Origin of the sequence: Zobellia galactanivorans (genome assembly GCF_000973105.1) — a bacterium.
GTDB classification, from domain to species: Bacteria; Bacteroidota; Bacteroidia; order Flavobacteriales; family Flavobacteriaceae; genus Zobellia; species Zobellia galactanivorans.
Window position 1 is genome coordinate 1307459 of sequence record NC_015844.1, and the last position, 20556, is coordinate 1328014.

A 20556-nucleotide genomic window follows, 5' to 3' on the forward strand; every position below is an offset into this window, starting at 1 on the left:
ACAAAGCAAATTCTAATGCTCCTTGCCCTCGTTTCCATTTCTAAATAAAAACTTCACAAACAGCATGCATGAAGATAGCAAAAGTAATTACAAATTACCAGATACGAACGTAAAACCCGTAAAAAACAGTACTACCACAGGTTACCCTTTGGGAGGAATACCTAAAACGGATACCCTATGGCAAAATTAAATATAAGATTATTGCTGCCCCCATCGATGAAGGGCGTACGCAAACGTTCCCCCTCGGGCCAATAGGGCACCTGCAAGGGCGAAGCAAAATCGAAGCGGATGACAAAGCTCTGTATATCTACCCTGAGTCCGAAGCCCAAACCAATACCCAGCTCCTTCATCCAATCGGAACCGAACTTGCCTTCGGTGGCCAGACGCTGGTTAAAGGCAATACTTTCGGCCGATTCGTCCTCGTCTACCTCCACCTCATTGGTCAACCAGACATTCCCCGCATCAACAAAAAAAGCACCCTTTAAATACGACCATATCGGAAAACGGTATTCAAGATTGGCCTCTAAGCGCAGGTTTCCCGATTGATCAAAAAACGAACTGTTCCCATCTTCATCACTGCTAAAGGTTCCGGGACCCAAGGATCGGATCTGAAAGGCTCGAACGCTATAGGGCCCTCCCGAGAAAAACTGTTTTACAAAGGGAAGGGTCGAAGAATTACCGTATGGAATACCCCATCCGGCATAAACGCGACTTACCAAGGCGCTCTCCTTGCCCCATTTGAGGTAGTACCGAAAATCGATATCGGCCTTGGCATACTGTGCGTATTCCAAACCGAAAGCCGTGCTCTTCCCCCCGTTCAAAAGGCTCAGGGTATTGCCCGCCACATCTAAGCTTGTGGACAAATAAATAGGATGGTCCTTATTTTCATCGACCAGCTCGTTATAGCTAAAGGTATAGGTGAGACCGGCGATGAACTGTTGTTCAAAACTGCTGCTCAAAAACGGATTTTTCTCTAAGATCGCATCGAACTCCGCCGTGGTGTTCGAAAGATTGACATAGGTAATATTAATGGGATTCAACTCGTGGAACACAAAGCGGTTGGCCTTCCAAGTATAGCCAAAAGAGCCATTAAACGAGGTCAAGGTATAAAGTTGGCTCCGCTTAAGGAAATCGCCCCCCAAACTGATCTTGGTCTTAGGTACCGCATAGTTAAAACGACTGGGAGAAAAAGGCAGGAGCCTCGGCAATAGTAAATTGGCCTTTAACCCGCCCGCTATACTGCTTAAACCGGAATTCTGGGATCCCGATAGCTGGGTTTCATACGAAAAATCACCCGTTAGGCTAAAAGTCTCCCCTCCCTTAAAAACATTCCGATTGTTGTAGGTCAGGGCTATACCCGGCCCGGCAAAGCCATTTGATTTGGTCACCGCTTGAAGTTCTGCCCTCACCGAGCGTTTGGTCAAGGGCGAGAGAAAAATATCGGCCGTAAGCGAGCCCTTTCCGTCTGCGGAAACCGTATCGTTTTCGTTAAATCGTATGTTTACGAACTTGTAACTTCCCAAATCGGAAAGTCGGTTACTCGTCAATCTTGCCGTTTCCGCATTGTACTCCTGCCCTTTTTCAAAAAGGATGTAGGGCTCCAAGCGCTTGGGCTTAAAGAATTCTTCCTCCTGAACAAAATAGATACCGTTCTCTTCGGTCGTTGCCCATGGTTTGGGCAGACTGTCGTTTTCAATCGAATAATTAGGATAGACCGCAATGGAATCGATCGTATACGGAATCACCGATTTCTGTGGCGTTCCCTTCTTTAAGCGCAGGAACAGATCGAATTTTCTCTGGTCATAACGATTGGTGTCGGCCTCAAAAATCAAAAAATCAGGGTTAAAATTATAATATCCCCGGCCTTTGAGAACCCCGTCTATGCGTTCCCGTTCGTACTTCAGCAGTTCAAGATCGAAACGTTCGCCCGCCTTTAGCCGTGTACCGGCCATGGCCTTCTCCAATTCCCCATAAATCGCCAAGGAATCTTTGTCGATTTTCCACTGCTGTAAGGTATAGGGTTTTGACAATTCGGCCGAATAGGCCACAGAGGCATAGTCTCGGGTACTGTCAATGGCCGACGACACCTTGCTATAGAAAAACCCTCGATTATCGAGCCTATTGCGCATAAGTTCCGTTATACGCTGGGGATCCACGTCACTGAGGTAGACGGGCTCTTCCCCGAACTTTTTATTGAGCCATTTGTTTAAAAACCCCGGTTTTTTGCGCTGAGACTTATAATGGTAATACAGGCCTAGGCGCATCCCCAAAACCGTAGCGTTCGGCTCGGGCCTGAGCAAGGTATGTAACTCTTGCGTTACGGCCTTCTTCGCACCCTTGCCCCCATCCGTAACCACGTCGACCTCGGCCCCCTTGTACAGGGTTTCATCCCCAGGTATGTACTTGCGCACGCTACAGGCGGTCAGGCCCGATAGAAAGAGCAGTAAAAAAAAGCGTGAAATAAAGGGCGTTCTCCACTTCATATCTATTGATTCTCCTGGGTTTCTTTGGTCTTGTTTTTCTTCTTGTCCGTGCCCGTTTCCTTTTTTAAGGGGTTGAACAACTGACTGAACTTATTGAATTCCCGATTAAAAATAACGGCCATTCCGGTAACGATCAACTGACCGTCAACAATATTTTCATATTCACTTTTTCGAAAGCCCTTAAGGCGGTACCGTCCATCTTGTGTAAGCAGATACTCCAAGCTTACATTCCCTATAATAGGGGTCTGCTCCTGTCCCGACTGGGCACTTCCCTCTACATCTACGGCACTACCCGCGGTAACCACCAAACGGTCATCGAACAATTTCTTCTTTGCGTTGATATTGAGTTGGGTGCGGTCTTGGGGGGTATCGCCCTGATAATCGGTAAAGCTATCGAGGTCAAAATCGACCTCAAGGCCGGTACTGCCGAAAACCTTATCGGAAAAAGCATTGAGTTCGCCCGAGAGCACCTTGTTTACGTTGTCCCTGGCGATGGCGGCCGTACCCCCCAAGCTTCCGTCACTTCCCGAATCGGGATAGAAGCGATTGAGTGCCAATAAGGAAAACACCTGCTTGTTCAGTTCCGCTTCCTGACCGTTGAGTTGCTGTACCCTTCCGTAAACCGCACCTCCCAAGGAACCCTGTTCGTCTTCGGGCATATCGAGCCCGAACGATAACTCAGGCTGTAAAAGTTCCCCATCGACGTTCAAATACACCAAAAAGGGCAGTACTTGCTGGTATTGGCTCGACACGCCCAAATCTTCACTTGAGGTAACCGTGGCCATCAATGGCGCGGCCGAAGTCTCCACTTTATAAACGGCCGTTACATCTAATTTGGCATTGGCGGGATCCCCTTGCCAGGTAATGGTGCTTCCGGGATTGATCTCGAAGCGGCGCTTCACCAGATTGTAAAGATTGGTCTCGTAATGGCCCGATTTAAGCTCATACCTTCCCGTAAGGTTCATTCTTCCGTTGGGCTCTATATTCAGGTTCAGGGCCGCCTCGCCCGAAACCTCTAGATTATCTCCGGTACGCTCATCAATAATAACATGAAAATCGGCATCCTCGGCAATCTCCAATACGGTCCTCACATCCATACCTTGAAAAAAGGAAGGCACTTCCTCTTGGTCGTTACGGGTCAGTATGGCATCGGGATTTTCTCGGTTTACAAAAAGTACCACCCCGTCCCTTTCCTCTACATCCAACTGCGATTCAGGTACCACGTAAGTGATATCGGTAACCTTTCTGATCCTTAGTTTTCCGGTGATTTTCGGTAACTCCAAATCGCCCTGAACGGCGATATCGGCATCTAAACTTGCTTCCCCATAAAAAAGTTCATTGTCTTTTTCGGTAGAGTTCAAGACCCGAAATTTTTCGGCGTTCAACTTCAGGTCAAAGCTGGGGTTCAGTAGGCTTTGGGTGCCGATACCACCTTGCACGGTAAAGGCACTTCCATCCGCATCCGTCACTTGAAAACCATCGAAATATACGCCTTCGGTATCTAATTTGAGCTGCTCTTCGGAAATCTTAAAAACGGCATTGAGCGAAGCTACGTTAAAATCGACCCCGTTAAAATCGAGCACCCCTTTGTATTCTGGGGATGCCGTAGTTCCCGATACATTAATCCGTCCTGAAATGGCACCGTGTGCATCCTTAAGGGCGCCTTTGGTGAACCCTTGAAGCTTTCCTAATTCGATACGGTTCAAATCGAGGTCTAAATTCAACAAGGCCCCTTTTTCGGCTGCGGCATAATCGCCCACCAAGTCCAAATCGACACCCCCATCTTTCAAGGCCAGATTAAAGTCATAGGCCGAGACCCCGGTGGAATTGGCCTTAAGGCTTAAATTGCCCAAGGGATTTTCGAGCGCCTCTAGGGAATTGATCTTAAAATCGGCCACAAGGCCCGTAGCCCCGAAGGGATTCTCGATTACCAAATCGCCCTTGACCAGACCGGAAGCCAAGTTCTCATCCGGGTTCAACAAGCTCAAAAAGGTCTGTAGCTTAAAATTCTCAAAGCCGATTCCGATATGTTCCTTTTCAACCCCTTCCATACTATTGCTAAAGGTTAGTTCTTGCTCGTTACGGGAAAAACTCAGCTTCCTAAAACGCAATAATTTTTCACCTACGGCAATTTGGTTGTCTTGGGGAAGGGTCCATTTTTTCTTGTTCAATAGCAGGTTGGAGGAATCGATGCGGATTAAGGTAGTGTCCTTGGAAAGGGTCATGACCGAGGAAACATGGACCATTTCCTCCTTACCGTCCAGGGCCACAAAATCCAAGAGAAGCTCCTTGTTTTTTAGATTGCCCGTGATATAGGTACCTTCCATTCGAATAGGTTCGAACACCAAGCCCCCAAAGCCCGCACTAAAATTCAGGTCGGTGGCGGTCCCCCTCAATTGGACGCCCAAACTATCGATGGAACTGCCTTGGTAGGCCAGGGAAGGCACAAATACATCCGCATTCATCTTTTTGGTCCTTGCATCAAAGTCCGCTTCGACCAAAAGGGAATCCAATCGTTCTACTCCCCTTAAAAACACTTCGGTCAAAATGGGGGTAGGCGACAATTTTAGGTTCATCTTCACCTTTACCGAATCCGTTTCCGATTTTTCGGCGAGGCTATCCTTAAAATAGTTTTCAAACTGTTGCCGCAAGGCTTTGCCCAAATCTTGCGGGGAGGCGTTCGACTCTAAACGGGCCGTCAAAAAATCGCTATCAAGGCTTAATCCTGTATGGGCCGGATCTACGGAAGAACTTAGCTGAACGCCTCCCAATTGATACTGCTCATTATCATAGACGGCCACCCCATTTTCAATTTGGGCCTCTATATTAAAAACCTCGGCATTGCCCTTGAATTGGGCATTCATTTGAAGTCCAGCTTTAATGTCCTCCTTTGTTAGCCCCAAAGCATAGAGGTCGGCCCCTATCATGTTCAGGTCGACATCGAACCCTGAACTTACAGAATCGAGCAGCACCTTGGTCTGGGCCGTAAAGTTCAAGTTATCATCCTTAAAAGAAAGATCTATGGCCCCTTTACCGTTCTGTATATCCCCTTCGAGTTTTAGGGCCGAAAAGTCGTAGTCGTTTAGCTGAAGCTGAGAGAAATCGGCTTTAAGTTTGGCGTCGAGGTTATTGACATCGCCACCTCCCGATACATCCATGGTAAAGGAAAGCCCGCCTAATTTCGGATTGTTCAACAGCTTGTCGAGTTGAAGGCCATCTACTTTTAGGTCTCCCTTAAACCGCATCTCCGTACCTTCTTGGTAGTCGCCTTTTGCGGCTATGGTCCCTTCCGGAATGACTAGCTTTGCCTGGGCCCTTAGGTCATTTATTTCCCCCCTTGCTTCCGCATCGACAGCTACGGTCTGGGGAAGGGATATTCCCAACTCCTTTTCAGAAACAAATTGGGCGATGTCCGCTTTGACGGTATTGAGTCGAATGGTATCGAAATTGAAGAACAAAGCGTCTGGCCGGGTTATATTTTGGAGGCTTCCACGGGCAATGAATTGGGTTGTCTTTCCCCAGTTCAACTGCATATTTTTTATATCGATCTCTTCCAAGGTACCCTCTGCCATAATTGCGCCCTGAACGGGATGTTGCGCCGCGGACTTTAGATAGGTGTTATCCGCAAGTTGGGGCTGAAGGGTGAACACATCGTTTAAATCGAGGTATACTTCCCCAAGTGCCATATCTACCTCGGTTTGACCTGGGGTATCCATCAGCTTTTCCACGGAGGGATAACTCAATGTCATTTCCCCTGCCAAAGCACTCTCGTTAAGGCGTAATTGCAAGCCTTCCAAGGCTGCGGAAGTATCATCCATCTCGGCACCGAAGGCAAGGTTTCGCAATACGATTCCACTTTTTTCAATAAAGGACAAGGCCTTTAAATCCATTTGCACCATTCTAGGTTGATAGCGTATCGCCCCCGCCTGTAGCTTGAATTCCGATAGGGAAATCGCGTTCGGATCGAAATCACCTTTTTGGGCTTGGGCCCTTCCCCTAGTATATACAATTGTGTTGTTTTCAAAATCGACCCCATCGGCACGTACCGAAAACTTGGGCCACTCAAAGGCGGCATCGGGAACATCGGTTTCGGTCGAATCTACCGCGGCGACGTCTGACGGAAGATGCAAAGCTAATGACGAACCTTTTAGGGCCATTCTATCCACCTCTATCGTATTTGTTGCCAAATCGGCTTTGGGCAATTCAAGTTCAAAGCTTGAAAAATTCAAATGGGCAAACGTGGAATCGGGAACCGAAGCATAGTCGGCCTTTACGTTATTAAATTGAAGATGGTCTACGGCCAGGTAAGGTAAGGATGTCTGGGTCGTATCTTCGGAAGAAAAGGCTTTTGTTTGCCTATAGAAGATTTCCGTATCCGATAGCTGAAACCCATCGATCTCGAACCTCAGTTTTTCCAAATCGGTTTCATCGGCATCCAATAGCAATTTACCAAGTCGGATACGGCCGTCCATTCCCAAATAAGCATCATGATAGTCCACTTTAAAATCCGTAAAATGAAGCTCCCCTATGCGTATTTTCATGGGTTCCGTATCTGTAGACACCGTAGTGGTATCGGCAGTAGCAAAAGCATCGACCAACAAAGTAAAATTGAAATCCTCGGTATTTTCGGCCCTATGGACATTTGCCCGGAGACCTTCCCAAGTAGCCGATTTTAAATTCAGTTCATTCCCAAAGATCAAAGGCCTTAGGGCCAGATTGACCTCCAAGTTTTTTGAATAGGCCAAGGTATCCCCCTTGGTATCTTCCAAATAGAGTCCCTCCAAAAAAAGATTCCCCGAAAAGGTAAGGAACAAGCGGTCGATAGTCACTTTGGTGTTGGTCTTTTGGGAAACGTAGTCCGTCAGTTTACCGACAATGAGGTCTTGCCCCCATTGGCTTCGAATAAAAAGCACCAAGGCTAGAAATAGCAAGACCAGCACTAAAGACACCCGTCCGAAGCGCCTTAGCCACCTATATTTCCTTTTCTCCTCTTGCATAAGGTACAAAGATCAGTAATAAGCCCATGACTTGCATACTTTTCACCATCATAAATTGACGTAATTGCTATTCATCTTGACCTTATACCTACGTTACCCCTATAAGAGGTGGACTACCGGTCCCACTTTTTAATGATGTGGGCCAATTTTCGCGGCATTTCCATTGGGATCAAGTGCCCCACCCTGCTCAAGGTTACGGTAGACGGTTGGCACAAATAGGGAAGGACCTCGTTGTAGATGGCCTCAGTAGCGATTACGGGGTCATCTTTCGAAAAGATGACCGTTGTAGGCATATCGAGTCGCTTAATACGTTCGGCAATATTGTTTTTCATTCCCACCTTCAACCACCATTGCCATGTGGCCTCATCGATACGCAATTGGGAATTGACCGCGTACAAGCTTCTCTTCTTCCCCATTTTCTTTTTGGTGGCGCCCAGTACGGTCTTTGCCGCCTCTTCCCTATTGGGATGTCTGAGCATACGTTGACGTTCATCGTCGGCCATGTCTTCCACGGTAGGTGGCGAAGGTGCAATAAGCAATAACTTTTCGGGTAGATTCCCTTTTTTGATCTGTGCGGCGTAGAGGATCAATTTAGCGCCCATGGAATGTCCACAGAGGATATAGTCCTTAAGTTTTAATTCGTCCAGACACAGATTGATATACTCCGCCATACCGTAAATCGAGGGTTCCGATAGGGGTTTCGTCCCCCCAAAACCGGGCAGATTCAGCAAGATACAGGTGTAGCGTTTGCGTAAGCGCTTCGCCAGCCAACGCCAGCTTCCGGCATCGCCCCCAAAATAATGCACAAAGACGATGGTCTTTTTTCCCCTTCCTATTTTCTCGTATTTCAAACCTGTATATATCTTCATCTAGTCTTTGTTTAACACATCGCTAGAGGTTTGAATACCTTGGAGCCTGCTCCTATGGTTTTCAAATATCACCTTCAACCTTGAAGGCAAGAGTCGATCGGAAAGAATATAGTTGGCGTCTTGTATTACTTTGTGGTCTTCCGTGACGAGCATCTCACTGTAGGCCGCTAGGCTTGCACAAGAGAACAAGGCATTATCGGAATACCAATTCATCAAGGCCAAACACCTGGAAGCCGGCACGAAGGGCACCTTCAAGGAAGGATTCATAAAAAAACTAACCAATTCGGCCTGAACCAAACGCATTTCCTCAATTCTCGATTGAACCAAGGAGGCGCCAAAAGCCAACGAAGACCTTTCCTGTAATTGCTCAAGATGGGGTATAGCGGCACAGACCTTGTTAAAGTAGATTTTTACTTTCCGATAAATTTTATAATTCACTTCCATAATCCTGTGCATTTAACATGTTCCCTACCCAAGCCTTGAGATCAGGGTATTCCCATGGTGTTTCTTTGCATATATTATTTTTCACGCCTAGAGTTGGGAAATCATTCGAAGATTACCTCCCGTTATCTATAGGGCGACAACGTAACTATTCGCCCTAGAACGGCCATCTTTATTCCCCTCCTCTTGCCGGGTAATCGTTCTTTTCTATGTAATCGATGGCATTGAGTATATCGTCCCAATCGGGCCGTGCAAAGGGCATTGTCTGGACGGCACTGGCATACAAGGTATGGTCGGGCCGCACGAGAAATACCCCAGGTTCGGAAAACGCATCGGGTTCGGAATCCTTTATTCCCTTGGAAACGAATAGTCCCCATTTCCGCGCTTCCTCAATAGATAATCCGTAAGCTATGGGCAACTCGGGAACGTTCCATTCCTTTCCCGATTTTTTTGCACGCGCTTCACTATCACTACTGATGGCCACCACATGGGCGCCCCTATCGGTGAAGTCTTTTAATCTCTTTGCCAATTCCTCCAAATAATTCTTGCATACCGGGCAGTGTAGCCCCCTGTAAAAGACCAACACTGTAAAAGACTCGCTTTTCTGGGCGGCCAAGTTCCATTGCGTATCATTTATAAGGGGGAGTTCTATCTTGGGTACTTCCGTTTTAGGTTTAATCATCCTTAATTTACATTTTAGGTTTCGCTTCAATTCAATTTGAAATGTAATAGCCCTGTCAGCTACTCTACTTACAAAATAACAGGATGCTGACGCCTTCGACAGACTTGATAACAAAAATTTGTGCCCTAAAAACAAAAAGGGACAGCTACCGTTCCCCTTCATTTAGGTTTAATGGCATAGAGCTATCAATTTTATGTATCGAGCCATTCCGGCCCGGCCCACCAATGTAATTTTAGGTTCTAACCACGATAGAAATGCAAAAACCCAATAAAAGACTCGAACAACAAACCTGTATTATCACCGGATCAAGTGGTGGTATAGGTGCCGCCGTGGCCAAGGCCTTAGGGACCGAAGGCGCCAATATTGTAGTCAATTACCGCAGTTCAAAGGAAGCTGCGGAGGAAGTGGCCCACTGGGTCAATTCCCACCAAAGCTGTGGCGAGGCGATCGTTCTAAAGTGCGACGTAAGTAAGGAGGAAGACGTAAAAGCATTGTTCAAGCAAACGATTTCCCATTTCGGTACGGTCGATGTATGTGTAGCCAATGCCGGCCTACAAATAGACCACCCCCTACACGAGATGCCCTTGGAGGCTTGGAAAAAGGTCTTGGACGTCAACCTCACCGGACAGTTTCTGTGTGCCAAGGAAGCCATTAACGAATTCCTGAGAAGGGGCATGCGCGAGGAGGTATCGCGTTCCTTGGGAAAAATCATCCATATGAGCTCGGTACATGAAGAGATTCCCTGGGCCGGCCATGCCAATTATGCCGCGTCAAAAGGGGGACTCCTTATGTTGATGGAAAGCATATGCCAAGCCTACGCCCCACATAAAATCCGGTGCAACAGTATTGCTCCCGGAGCCATAAAGACCGATATCAACAAGGATGTATGGAGCACGGAACAAGGAAAGGAAGACATGCTAAAATTAATACCCTATAAACGTATTGGCGTACCCGAAGACATCGGCAGCGTGGCCAGTTGGTTGGCTTCCGACGAATCGGAATACATCAATGGTACCACTATTTTCGTCGATGGCGGAATGACCTGCTACCCGGGCTTTACCACGAACGGATAAGACAACCTATTAGAAATAACGCAAACTACCTCGAGGCAAGCCCACGAGGCATTAAAAGGAATACACCTTGATTACGAGGCAAGCCTCGGAGCATTTAATCTCGATTATCGAGTAAAAACAAAGACAATGGATTTAAATATAAAAGGAAAAACGGCCCTCGTAACCGGAGGGGATTCAGGACTAGGCATTGAAACCGCCAAGTTTTTAGCCAGGGAAGGCGTCAACGTAGTCTTATCGGACAAAGCCAATGGCAAAGAACTGAGGGACGCGGTCAAACAGGTAGAGAAAGACGCCCAAGACGGTGCCAAGGTAATGGGTATTGCCGCTGACATTTCAAAGAACCAAGAAGTACTGGACCTCGCCAAGAAAATCGAAGCCGAATTTGGCGGTGCGCACATCATTTTCCATTCGGCGGGAGCCCGTGGTGCCGCAGGCGATTTTCTAGAACTGACCGATGACGATTGGATGAAGACCATTGACATCGACCTTATGGGAGCCGTACGGGTAGCCCGGGCCTTTATTCCCCAAATGCAAAAACTGAAATGGGGCCGTATGGTGCTGGTGGCCAGTGAAAATGCCTTCCAACCCTACGAAGAAGAGAGTCCGTACAACGCGTGTAAAGCCGGTATCATCAACCTGTCTAAATGCCTATCGCGGGCCTACTCCAAAGAAAACCTTCTTTTCAACTGTATTTCCCCTGCCTATATAGAAACCCCGATGACCGACGCCATGATGGAAACCTTGGCCAAGGAAAAGGACATTTCGGTAGAGGAAGCCGTGGAATGGTTTGCAAAAAACAAACGCCCCCATATTGCCATGGAACGAAGGGGCAAGCCCGAAGAGGTAGCCGCCGTTGTGGCCTTTTTGTGTTCGGAACACGCCAGTTTCGTTAACGGAAGTAATGTCCGTATCGATGGGGGTGCCGTAGAATCCGCTTTTGGTTGATTTGATGGCGACGAAAAAAAATGAAATGAACCTTTAAAATTTTAAAACATGGAACGAGAACGAAGCGCATGGGAAAATGCACTGAACGAACTTGTAGCACAAACAAAAGCTTGTGAACACACTTACGGTACCTTAATACAATCGGACCGATACCCCACCTGGCAGACCTATTTTAAAAAGCGTCATTTTGAGGAACGGGATTTTGATAAAATCTTAGCCGACGAATACCATGCCGTAAACGAAAATAAAGTGGTCCCCGATATTCGGACAGATACCCCTATATTTGAGCCCTTGGAAAAACAGTTGTTGGAAAAGAACCTATCGGACAGGGAAGTGATTGTTTTAATTACGGCCAACGAAGAAGCCTTGGTTCTACAATATCAAAACCTTTTGGCCTTTGATAAGTTGCCCAAAACTACAAGTGCCCTGTTACAATCACAGGCAGAAGATTTGAACAGCACCATTCAAAGTCTGCGAATGGATTACAATACCAAGTATAGGACCGGACCAACAGAAACCCAACCCAGAACGCTATGAAAAATATACTAAAAGCCCTACTGGCCGGTTGGGGCGCCAAGAAAATAGGCGGAGGCAAATGCGGATGTATAGGCAGCATTGTGGTTTTTATCATTCTGTACTGGATACTGGGCTATGTGATCAACTAGGGTTGGCAATAGCGTCAATCTTGATTTTTTTAGGGTCAATACAGTAAGGTAAACCACCCCATCTTTGTAACTCATAAGTAGGTTGATTACCTATTTCACTTGTGAAATAGTAATTGTATAATTAGTTAAAGGGAGCGTAGGGGTGCGCTCCCTTTTTTATGCCCCAATCTTGGGCAAGCCCCATTTATACGAAGGTTAAAAAATACTAAAAAGTAAGATTTTACATATTTCAACTGCGAATACAACAACAAACCGCCGATTTAATTTCAGCTTTCTCAAAAGCCCCGTTGAAAATTATCGAATAGAGGATTTTGAGAAGATTGCACCCCTATTTTTTCTTGAAAAAACAAGAAAAAAACGAACAAATTAAAATTTAAAAAAATGCATTCGCCCCCAACCTTTGGCAGCCCTTATCTTCATTACAACTGTCTACATTTTAAAGAATTAAATCCCTGCCAAACGATTGCGTATTCCGCTTATTGAAGCCTAATAATTTTGCCCGTTATAGCCGAAATCTTATATTTGTCGCCGTATTTAAAAGGTGCCCATAAGCTAAAAAATTACTATTAAAATCTTTTTAAAACAATGAGGTAATGTGTTGAAATTTATTGTTACGGTGACATCAACCATGTATTAAATTCTTACAATGGTCCATTTTGAAATGCACGACATAAAAAAGACTACATTGCAAACGAACAAGGTGTTCCAGTTGACAATTTACTAGAACTACGGAGATGATAAATGCAAAGAATTCAGACTTAATTTTACCCATATCCGTAACGGCACATTTGTGTATCATAAACGGGCTCTTGTTTTTACTTACCCCCGACACCTACACCCATGTCTATTACATTTTACACTACAACATATCGTGGCTGCTCATCACCTATGGTTTAGGGTACTACGTAAGGGTGCGTAAAGAGCGCTTTATGACCAACATACATAAGATGGTCCAGCTCTATCTTATCTATGGCCTGGCCTATTTTGCCCTTTTTGGCATTACCGGACGCATTTATGAATCGTTGGAGCACCAGCTCTTTGTCTATTTGACCATATGCATTGCCCTGACCCTGTACAGGGCCCTATTTTTCTGGGTTCGCCGCAAATACCGTCTATGGGGCGGCAACTCCGTAAAAGTGGTAGTCATTGGCCGTGACAAAAACCTAAAAAAAATACGAAAGGTATTTGACGAGCCCGAATTGGGCTACCGTTACATGGGTTACTTTGACGATAAAAAATCAAAAAGCAAGACCTATCTGGGGCCGGTCATCGACTGCTTCCTTTATATCTTGGAGAACGACATTGATGAAATCTACTGCGTTGCCTCAAAGTTCAACAACAAAGAGCTGCGCAACCTGATCGATTTTGCCGACAACAACCTGATCCGTATAAAGATCATTCCGGATAACAAGGAAGTATATTCCCGAGGCATGTCGATTGAACTATATGATACGATTCCTGTCCTCAACCTGAGAAAAGTACCCTTGGATACCGAATTTGCACGTATCTCCAAACGCAGCTTCGACATTCTTTTCTCTTCCCTTGTGATTCTTACCGTACTCTCTTGGCTCGTGCCCATTATGTACGTATTGATCAAATTGGAATCACCGGGCGACCTTTATTTTAAACAAAAACGGCACGGTCTAAAGCGTAAGACCTTTTGGTGTTATAAGTTCCGATCCATGCGCCCCTCAAAGGATGCCGACTCAAAAATGGCCACCAAGGGCGATATGCGCGTGACCCGTATAGGCAAGTTTATCAGAAAAACGAGCATAGACGAACTACCCCAGTTCTTCAATGTGTTTTTGGGCGATATGAGTGTGGTAGGCCCCAGACCGCATATGGAGTTGCATACGTGGGACTATGAAGTGTCGGTAGACAAGTATTTGGTACGCCACTTTGTAAAGCCCGGCATTACCGGCCTTGCCCAGGTAAAAGGATATCGGGGCGAAATTGCGGAAAAGAAAGATATTCTCAACCGCACCAAACTCGATATTTTTTATGTGGAAAAGTGGAGCCTGTTGTTGGATTTACAGATCATAGTACAAACCGTAGTCAATGCCGTACGCGGGGAAGAAAAGGCCTATTAGGCTAACGATATAAAACTAGCGGAAATGTTAAATTTCATATTCTTATAAAATGGCCCTCGATTTGTTTTTTATACAGTTTCACAAGCCCCTAATTTATATTAATTCAATAGGCCATCCGCAATTTCAACAGATTGCAAATAAGCTCCTATCCCCTGTTTTATTTAAAGGGAATAAAAGTTTTGGGTATACTAAAAATGCCGTTTCTTTGACTGTTTTACGAAGCTTTCGAAAAAAGAAAAAGCTTATACTGACATCATGGAATCCTGCTTCACACTCAAATAACCGATTCACTCAACTTGAAGATTTGTATTAAACCGATTTTATATGGAACAGACAAACATTAACAAACTACTCTCAAAATACTTTAAACATTGGCCTCTTTTTGCCATTGGGACTGTTACCTGTTTAGCAGCCGTATTTCTTTACATACGCTATTGGGCAGATACGGAATATGAGGTGGTAAGTACAATTTTGGTAAAAAACAAGGACATTGGCCAAGGAACCGCTAAAGCAGAGAGCATAAAAGATTTAGGCCTCATCAAAAATTACACTGATGTCGAAGATGAAATTGGCATTTTGCGTAGTACTGGTTTAATGGAAAAGGTTATTGCTGATCGATCCCTAAACATCAACTATTTTATTGAAGGAAAAGTTCGCGACGTCGAGGTCTACGGTAAAAGCGTCCCAATTGAAATATTGGTAGACGAAACGGCTACCGACCTGATATACAATCTCCCTATCCATATAAAGTTCTTAAACGATACCGAATTCGAGTTGGAAACCACCGTAAATGACCAAAGTTACAAGACACAACACACTTTTGGCGACTTAGTAACTGCACCCTTCGGTACGTTTACCGTTACAGCAAAAGAAAACCACGAATACATTGACAACGGAAAACCCTTATATTTTGTCATACGCGATACGGATATTATAATCGACGCTTTTCTTAAAAACCTAAATGTTGAACAAATTAACAAAGCGAGTAATCTTCTAGGAATTCGGTTTGTAAGTGGAAACAAAGAAAAAGGGGAAGCCGTGGTTGCCGGCCTAATAGAAACCTACGTAGACGAAATGATCAAGTACGAAAACGAATTGGCGGAAAATACGATCAAAATGATCGACAACCGCTTAAAATTACTTTCGGGTGAAATTGAGGGCGTAGAAAAAACCGTGGAAGAGTTTAAAACAAAAAATGATCCAAGTAGCGTAGCCAACAATACACAGATTTACATTGCCCAAGCTAACGATTACAAAAAGTTAATTACTGATTACCAAACTGAAATAAATGTTATTAATGCCATAGAAACCTATTTACTACAAGGTAACTCAGATGTACCCATTCCTGCAGCCTTGAGTGCCAACGATCCCTCCTTGACCAGTATGATCGAACAGTACAATGCAACCCTGTTAGAAAAAGGACAAATGTCTCAGTCTGCTTCGAGCGCCAACCCCATAATCGTCAACTTAGACCGAACTTTAAACGATTTAGGGAAGGCCATTTTAGAGAACGCCCGTAGTGCCAAAAACCGTTTGATGATTGCCCAGCGCAATTTGCAATCAAATGCCAACAAATACCAGGCCCAGATTGCCAAGATTCCCTCAATGGAACGCCAATTGGTAGACATCAGCCGTGATAAGAGCACAAAAGAAAGCCTCTATCTATACTTGCTACAAAAGCGCGAAGAAGAAGTACTTTCTTTAGCGGCCCCAGTTTCTTCAACAAGAATAGTAAGCTTACCTAGAGCAAATCGCTACCCTGTAAGCCCCAACAAAACGGCGCTTTACTTAGGAGGGTTACTCCTAGGGCTATTTCTACCTTTCTCAACGGTTTATGCCAAAGAGCTCCTAAATAACAAAATCACCTCAATAGAAGATCTTTCGAATTTAATTTCAGCACCAATTCTGGGAGAAATAGCTAAAAGTAAAGATGGAGAATTAATATCAACAGAAGGCAATAGTCGCACACCAGCTGCTGAATTGTTCCGTTTACTTTGCTTTAACTTGGAATATTTAAAAAAAACGGATACGAATCAGACTTTATTGGTAACCTCAACTATCCAAGGTGAGGGCAAAACCTACATCGCTTCAAATCTCGCCATAACCATGGCTTCAAACGGCGAAAAAGTGGTGGTACTATCGTTTGATTTAAGAATGCCTCGACTAATGAAAAGTTTTGACCTATCCGATACGCCAGGGTTAACCGATTTTATAATCCAGAAGGACCTCCATAGTTCCGACATCATTCAAAAACACCCCTCCATAGACAATCTCTACCTGATAGGCTCAGGAATGGAAATCAACCAAGTAGGCCGTTTAATGTTGAGCGAGCGAATTGAAGTTTTAATGGACAGCTTAAAAAAGGACTACGACCGCATCATTATCGACACTCCTCCGATTGGACTTATTTCAGATGCTTTCGCACTAAACGCATACATAGATGGCACAATTTACGTGACCCGAAAAAATTTGACTAAAAATGAACATTCCAAGACCATAGAATCAATTCATAAGAACGGAAAATTAAGAAATACCATGGTCTTATTAAATGATACCGAAGCTGCCCAAAGTTATGGCTACGGAGTTAAGACCACTATTTAATGTCATTAAAGAAAAGAGTACTAAGTAATGGATTGGCATCCGTTTTCCAAAAAGGGATTCGGGTGCTGGAACAATTGTTTCTGGTTCCTTTTTTTATATCGGCTTGGGGAGCCGCCTATTATGGGGAATGGTTAACGCTGACCATTATCCCAAGTATTATTGCCTTCTCCAACCTAGGGTTTGGTTCCGCAGCAGCCAATAGCTTTGTCTTAAGCTATGCCGCCGGTCGCAAACAAGAAGCGGCCAACATTAGTAAAACCGGGATATACATTATTACCATCATGGTATTTGTAGCCATGATGATAAGTAGCATTGCTATTTTTACACTAGACCACTTTCATGTTTTTGACAAATCCCTTATCGATAGCCAAGAAGCCATCTTAGCGGTCTCTATTCTAATTTTCGCCCAATTATTGAACTTCTACCTTCAATTGATTGAAGCCTACTACAGAGCTGCCGAAAAAGCTGCCCTGAGCATCAATCTGATCACCTCCAAAGCCGCCGCTAATTTAGGTGCGGGATTATTGGTCCTACTCCTCGGGTATGGCATTGTAGAATTTGCCATCTCACAACTTCTGGTCATGTTGGTATTTATGGCCTTATACTGGATAAAAGGCCGTCAGGTCATCGGATTGTTTAAGATACATCGAGGCCAAAGAGACAACACCATTCTAAAAGCCATCACCACCAAAGGCTTGAGTTATTTGATGTTACCCCTGTGGCAGATCATCTATTTTCAAGGCACCACCTTTGTGGTACGTATTGTTTTAGGGCCAGAAGCCGTTGCCATTTTTAACACGGTACGCACCTTGAGTCGTTCATTTAACCAGGTCCTATATATGGTCGAGCCCACTGTTTTCCCTGAGCTGATCAATCAAATTGGAAGAGGGGACTGGAAGACCGCCCAAAAGATTTTTAGATTAGCGATACTGGGCGTATTTGCCTTATCGGCCGTTGGCTTTGTTTTCTTGGCCGTGTTCGGCCTTTGGTTTTATGGCATATGGACCAACCATGAGCTTGAAGTCCCCCAAGCCATGTGGTATCTCTTTATTTCAGGCATGTTACTCAATGCCCTATGGTATACTACCGAAATGGTATTCCGTGCCGTAAACGAACCTAAGAAAATGGGTTTGTACGGAGTAATTGCAGCGGCCCTATCGGTTCTGCTGACCTATTTATTATCACATCAAATGGGCCTCATAGGCGCGGCAATAGGTGCCGTATCCCTCGATTTAATACTAGTCTTTCTGGTTATGCCGGAGGGATGTAAAATAATGCGGATGTCTCTTAAAGGACTTTTAGTGGATGGTTTTAATGATTTTAAATCTCTTAAAAAACTACATTTTAATCGACCGTGAAAATTTTTAAAAAAAATATAGAAAGTCGAGTTATTGATAATTCAATCGAAGGCTCAATCCCAAAAGATATAAAGACGGGGATATGGCTTTATTTTATCTTATTGATTTTTGAAGGGGCGCTTCGTAAATGGTTTCTTCCTAGCCTTTCAGATCCTCTACTGGTAGTGCGGGACCCAGTCGCTATATGGATTATATATAACGCATGGAAGTTCAACTTGGTCAATAGAAATTATTTCATCATCTCTATGACCGCATTTACGATTTTAGGAGTTATTACCGCTTTGTTATTTGGACATGGCAACATTTGGGTGGCCCTGTTCGGAGCAAGAATTACACTAATCCATTTTCCCTTAATAATAATAATGGGAAAAGTACTTAACAAAAATGACATTTATAGATTTGGCAAATTTATTATGTGGCTCTCAATACCTATGCTATTACTTATTGCCGCACAATTTTATAGCCCCCAATCCGCTTGGGTCAATTTAGGTGTTGGTGGAGATACAGAGGGAGCTGGATTTACAGGTGCTATGGGATATTTTCGACCTCCCGGAACCTTCTCCTTTCAGGTAGGTAACACCCTTTTTTTTAGCCTTGTAGGAGTGTTTGTAGTTTATTTTTGGACAAGCAAATCTAAATTGAGCCCAATCATCTTAAGCCTAGCAACCATAGCTTTGCTTGCTTCTATACCATTATCAATTAGTCGAACGCTTTTCTACTCTATTTGCCTTACTATAGTCTTCTATCTATGTAGTATCATTTTCGAACCAAAACGCATAACCAATATTATTTTTATTGCAGCCGGTTCAATCCTCATACTTTTAGGACTTATGCAGTTTGAAGCTATTGATACCGCTGTTACAGTATTCATAAATAGGCTTGAAACCGCAAGTGATATCGAAGGTGGGGTCTCAAACTCCTTATTTGACCGAATATTCGGCTATATGTTCAGGGCTTATACTTCATCAAATGAAATTCCTTTTTGGGGGTACGGCTTAGGAATGGGCACGAATGTAGGAAGTCAAATCTTAAGTGGTAAAAGGCAGTTTTTGGTTGCTGAATTTGAATGGAATCGCATCGTAGCTGAGATGGGAGTGTTTTTAGGCACTGCCTTGATTTTGGTTCGCGTCGCTTTAGCAAGTAAACTCGTTTTTGGAAGCTTGGCAAAAATGAAAAAGGGAGAACTCTTGCCTTGGCTACTACTTAGCGTAGGACTAATCAATCTTTTGCAATCGCAGTGGTGGCAGCCAACCATTTTAGGCTTTGGGATATTCATTAATGGCCTAGCTTATGCCGCTGTTCAAACGAAAGAAGAAAACTAAAGGATGATACCAGTCTGTTATTTTAAAAAATAAATATTCCAATTGACCAGATAACAATTTATCGGTTTTTCCTAATTAAAAAAAATATGAGAAAGCGTTTTGAATGGATAGACAATATAAGAGGCGTAATGATAATTTTGGTTGCACTTGGGCATATCATCACGGATGGAAGTATTGATAACACCTTTAATTCTATAATGCGAATGCCTACCTTCTTTATGATTAGCGGATATTTATTCAAGTTCAAACCGCGTAAGTCCTATTTCAAACATAAGGTAATGCATCTTTTAGTTCCTTATTTAGTTTACCTTATTCCTGTTTTAGCAATTCAAATGTTTTTTGAAGAGAAAGGGGTTATTGAATATATCGCCAGACTGCTCCTAGGAGGCCCATATTTGTATGCATGGACCGGAGTCTTTTGGTTCATAACATGCCTTTTTTTTACCCAACAAATTTTCAATCTATTTTCGAATTGGAAAATAAAGAATATAACAATTCTAATGATTATTTTTTTACTTTTCTCTTATGTTAATGATATTTTTTTTCCTTCAATAAATATACCTTTAAGCATTAATCTTTGTTTATATTCATGCCCTCTATTTTTTATGGGGTTTCTATTTAAAAAAATAATTGAAGAAACATCGGTATCAATTGTTTTTCCTATTTCTATCCTGTTCCTAATTTTTTTAACAAGTACATTCTACTTTAATAATCTATACATAAACATGAAAATTGCTGATTATGGCGTACCTTTTCTCAGTTTTATCCTTAGTGTTATTTCCGCTTTTTGTTGCATTCTAATATTTAAACCTTTTAAAAATTTTCATTTATTTAGTTTTTTTGGCAGAGCGTCAATGGTCATTATGTATTTGCATTTACCCTTCAATTATTTTATTCTCTATATAGAACCTAACCTTAACCCTTGGCTTATTCTATCCATTTCAGTTTTAACTCCAACTTTACTTTATTATGTTTTTAAGAAAAATCCCATATCCCGGAAATATTTACTTGGAGAATAGTCAAATTCACA

At 43.7% G+C, this 20556-nt stretch carries 14 protein-coding genes; 9 read left to right on the top strand and 5 right to left on the bottom strand.

The genetic code is table 11. The features are described from left to right. Positions 1–161: 161 nt before the first annotated feature. The 5 genes from tamL to ZOBGAL_RS05170 all read right to left on the bottom strand — a co-directional run bounded on the left by tamL (position 162) and on the right by ZOBGAL_RS05170 (position 9472). Positions 162–2483, bottom strand: a complete 2322-nt coding sequence (tamL, locus tag ZOBGAL_RS05150) for a translocation and assembly module lipoprotein TamL (protein WP_013992464.1) — start codon at positions 2481–2483, stop codon at positions 162–164. A 2-nt stretch (positions 2484–2485) separates the two neighbouring features. Continuing rightward, entirely contained in the window at positions 2486–7480 is a 4995-nt protein-coding gene (locus tag ZOBGAL_RS05155; RefSeq protein WP_046287358.1) for a translocation/assembly module TamB domain-containing protein, read from the bottom strand. Positions 7481–7593: 113 nt separating this feature from the next. Beyond that, positions 7594–8349 (bottom strand): alpha/beta fold hydrolase, encoded by a 756-nt coding sequence (locus ZOBGAL_RS05160; RefSeq protein ID WP_013992466.1) that lies wholly within the window; start codon positions 8347–8349, stop codon positions 7594–7596. Further along, positions 8350–8793 (bottom strand): hypothetical protein, encoded by a 444-nt coding sequence (locus ZOBGAL_RS05165; RefSeq protein ID WP_013992467.1) that lies wholly within the window; start codon positions 8791–8793, stop codon positions 8350–8352. 169 nt (positions 8794–8962) lie between these two features. Beyond that, entirely contained in the window at positions 8963–9472 is a 510-nt protein-coding gene (locus ZOBGAL_RS05170; RefSeq protein WP_013992468.1) for a peroxiredoxin-like family protein, read from the bottom strand. A 254-nt stretch (positions 9473–9726) separates the two neighbouring features. Here ZOBGAL_RS05170 and ZOBGAL_RS05175 point away from each other — a divergent pair, with 254 nt between their 5' ends. The 9 genes from ZOBGAL_RS05175 (at position 9727) to ZOBGAL_RS24020 (ending at position 20545) form a co-directional block, all read left to right on the top strand. Further along, positions 9727–10545, top strand: a complete 819-nt coding sequence (locus ZOBGAL_RS05175; RefSeq protein ID WP_013992469.1) for an SDR family oxidoreductase — start codon at positions 9727–9729, stop codon at positions 10543–10545. A 126-nt stretch (positions 10546–10671) separates the two neighbouring features. After that, positions 10672–11490 (top strand): SDR family NAD(P)-dependent oxidoreductase, encoded by an 819-nt coding sequence (locus ZOBGAL_RS05180; protein ID WP_013992470.1) that lies wholly within the window; start codon positions 10672–10674, stop codon positions 11488–11490. A 48-nt stretch (positions 11491–11538) separates the two neighbouring features. After that, on the top strand, positions 11539–12027 hold the full coding sequence (locus ZOBGAL_RS05185; RefSeq protein WP_013992471.1) for a hypothetical protein: 489 nt from the start codon (positions 11539–11541) through the stop codon (positions 12025–12027). Beyond that, on the top strand, positions 12024–12155 hold the full coding sequence (locus ZOBGAL_RS23900) for a hypothetical protein (RefSeq protein WP_013992472.1): 132 nt from the start codon (positions 12024–12026) through the stop codon (positions 12153–12155). Before ZOBGAL_RS05185 ends, ZOBGAL_RS23900 begins: the two co-directional genes overlap by 4 nt. A 734-nt stretch (positions 12156–12889) precedes the next feature. After that, the gene (locus ZOBGAL_RS05195) at positions 12890–14245 is read left to right on the top strand and encodes an exopolysaccharide biosynthesis polyprenyl glycosylphosphotransferase (RefSeq protein ID WP_013992473.1); all 1356 of its coding nucleotides are present in this window, start codon (positions 12890–12892) and stop codon (positions 14243–14245) included. A gap of 324 nt (positions 14246–14569) precedes the next feature. Continuing rightward, positions 14570–16846 carry a GumC family protein gene (locus ZOBGAL_RS05205; protein WP_013992475.1) on the top strand — a complete coding sequence of 759 codons (2277 nt, stop codon included), beginning with the start codon at positions 14570–14572 and terminating at the stop codon, positions 16844–16846. Further along, positions 16846–18204 carry a lipopolysaccharide biosynthesis protein gene (locus tag ZOBGAL_RS05210; RefSeq protein ID WP_013992476.1) on the top strand — a complete coding sequence of 453 codons (1359 nt, stop codon included), beginning with the start codon at positions 16846–16848 and terminating at the stop codon, positions 18202–18204. Before ZOBGAL_RS05205 ends, ZOBGAL_RS05210 begins: the two co-directional genes overlap by 1 nt. Beyond that, on the top strand, positions 18201–19526 hold the full coding sequence (locus ZOBGAL_RS05215; RefSeq protein ID WP_013992477.1) for a hypothetical protein: 1326 nt from the start codon (positions 18201–18203) through the stop codon (positions 19524–19526). The genes ZOBGAL_RS05210 and ZOBGAL_RS05215 overlap by 4 nt, the downstream gene beginning before the upstream one ends. Before the next feature lie 86 nt (positions 19527–19612). Next, positions 19613–20545: an acyltransferase family protein gene (locus ZOBGAL_RS24020; protein ID WP_013992478.1), complete on the top strand. Its 933-nt coding sequence runs from the start codon at positions 19613–19615 to the stop codon at positions 20543–20545. The last annotated feature ends 11 nt before the right edge of the window (positions 20546–20556 follow it).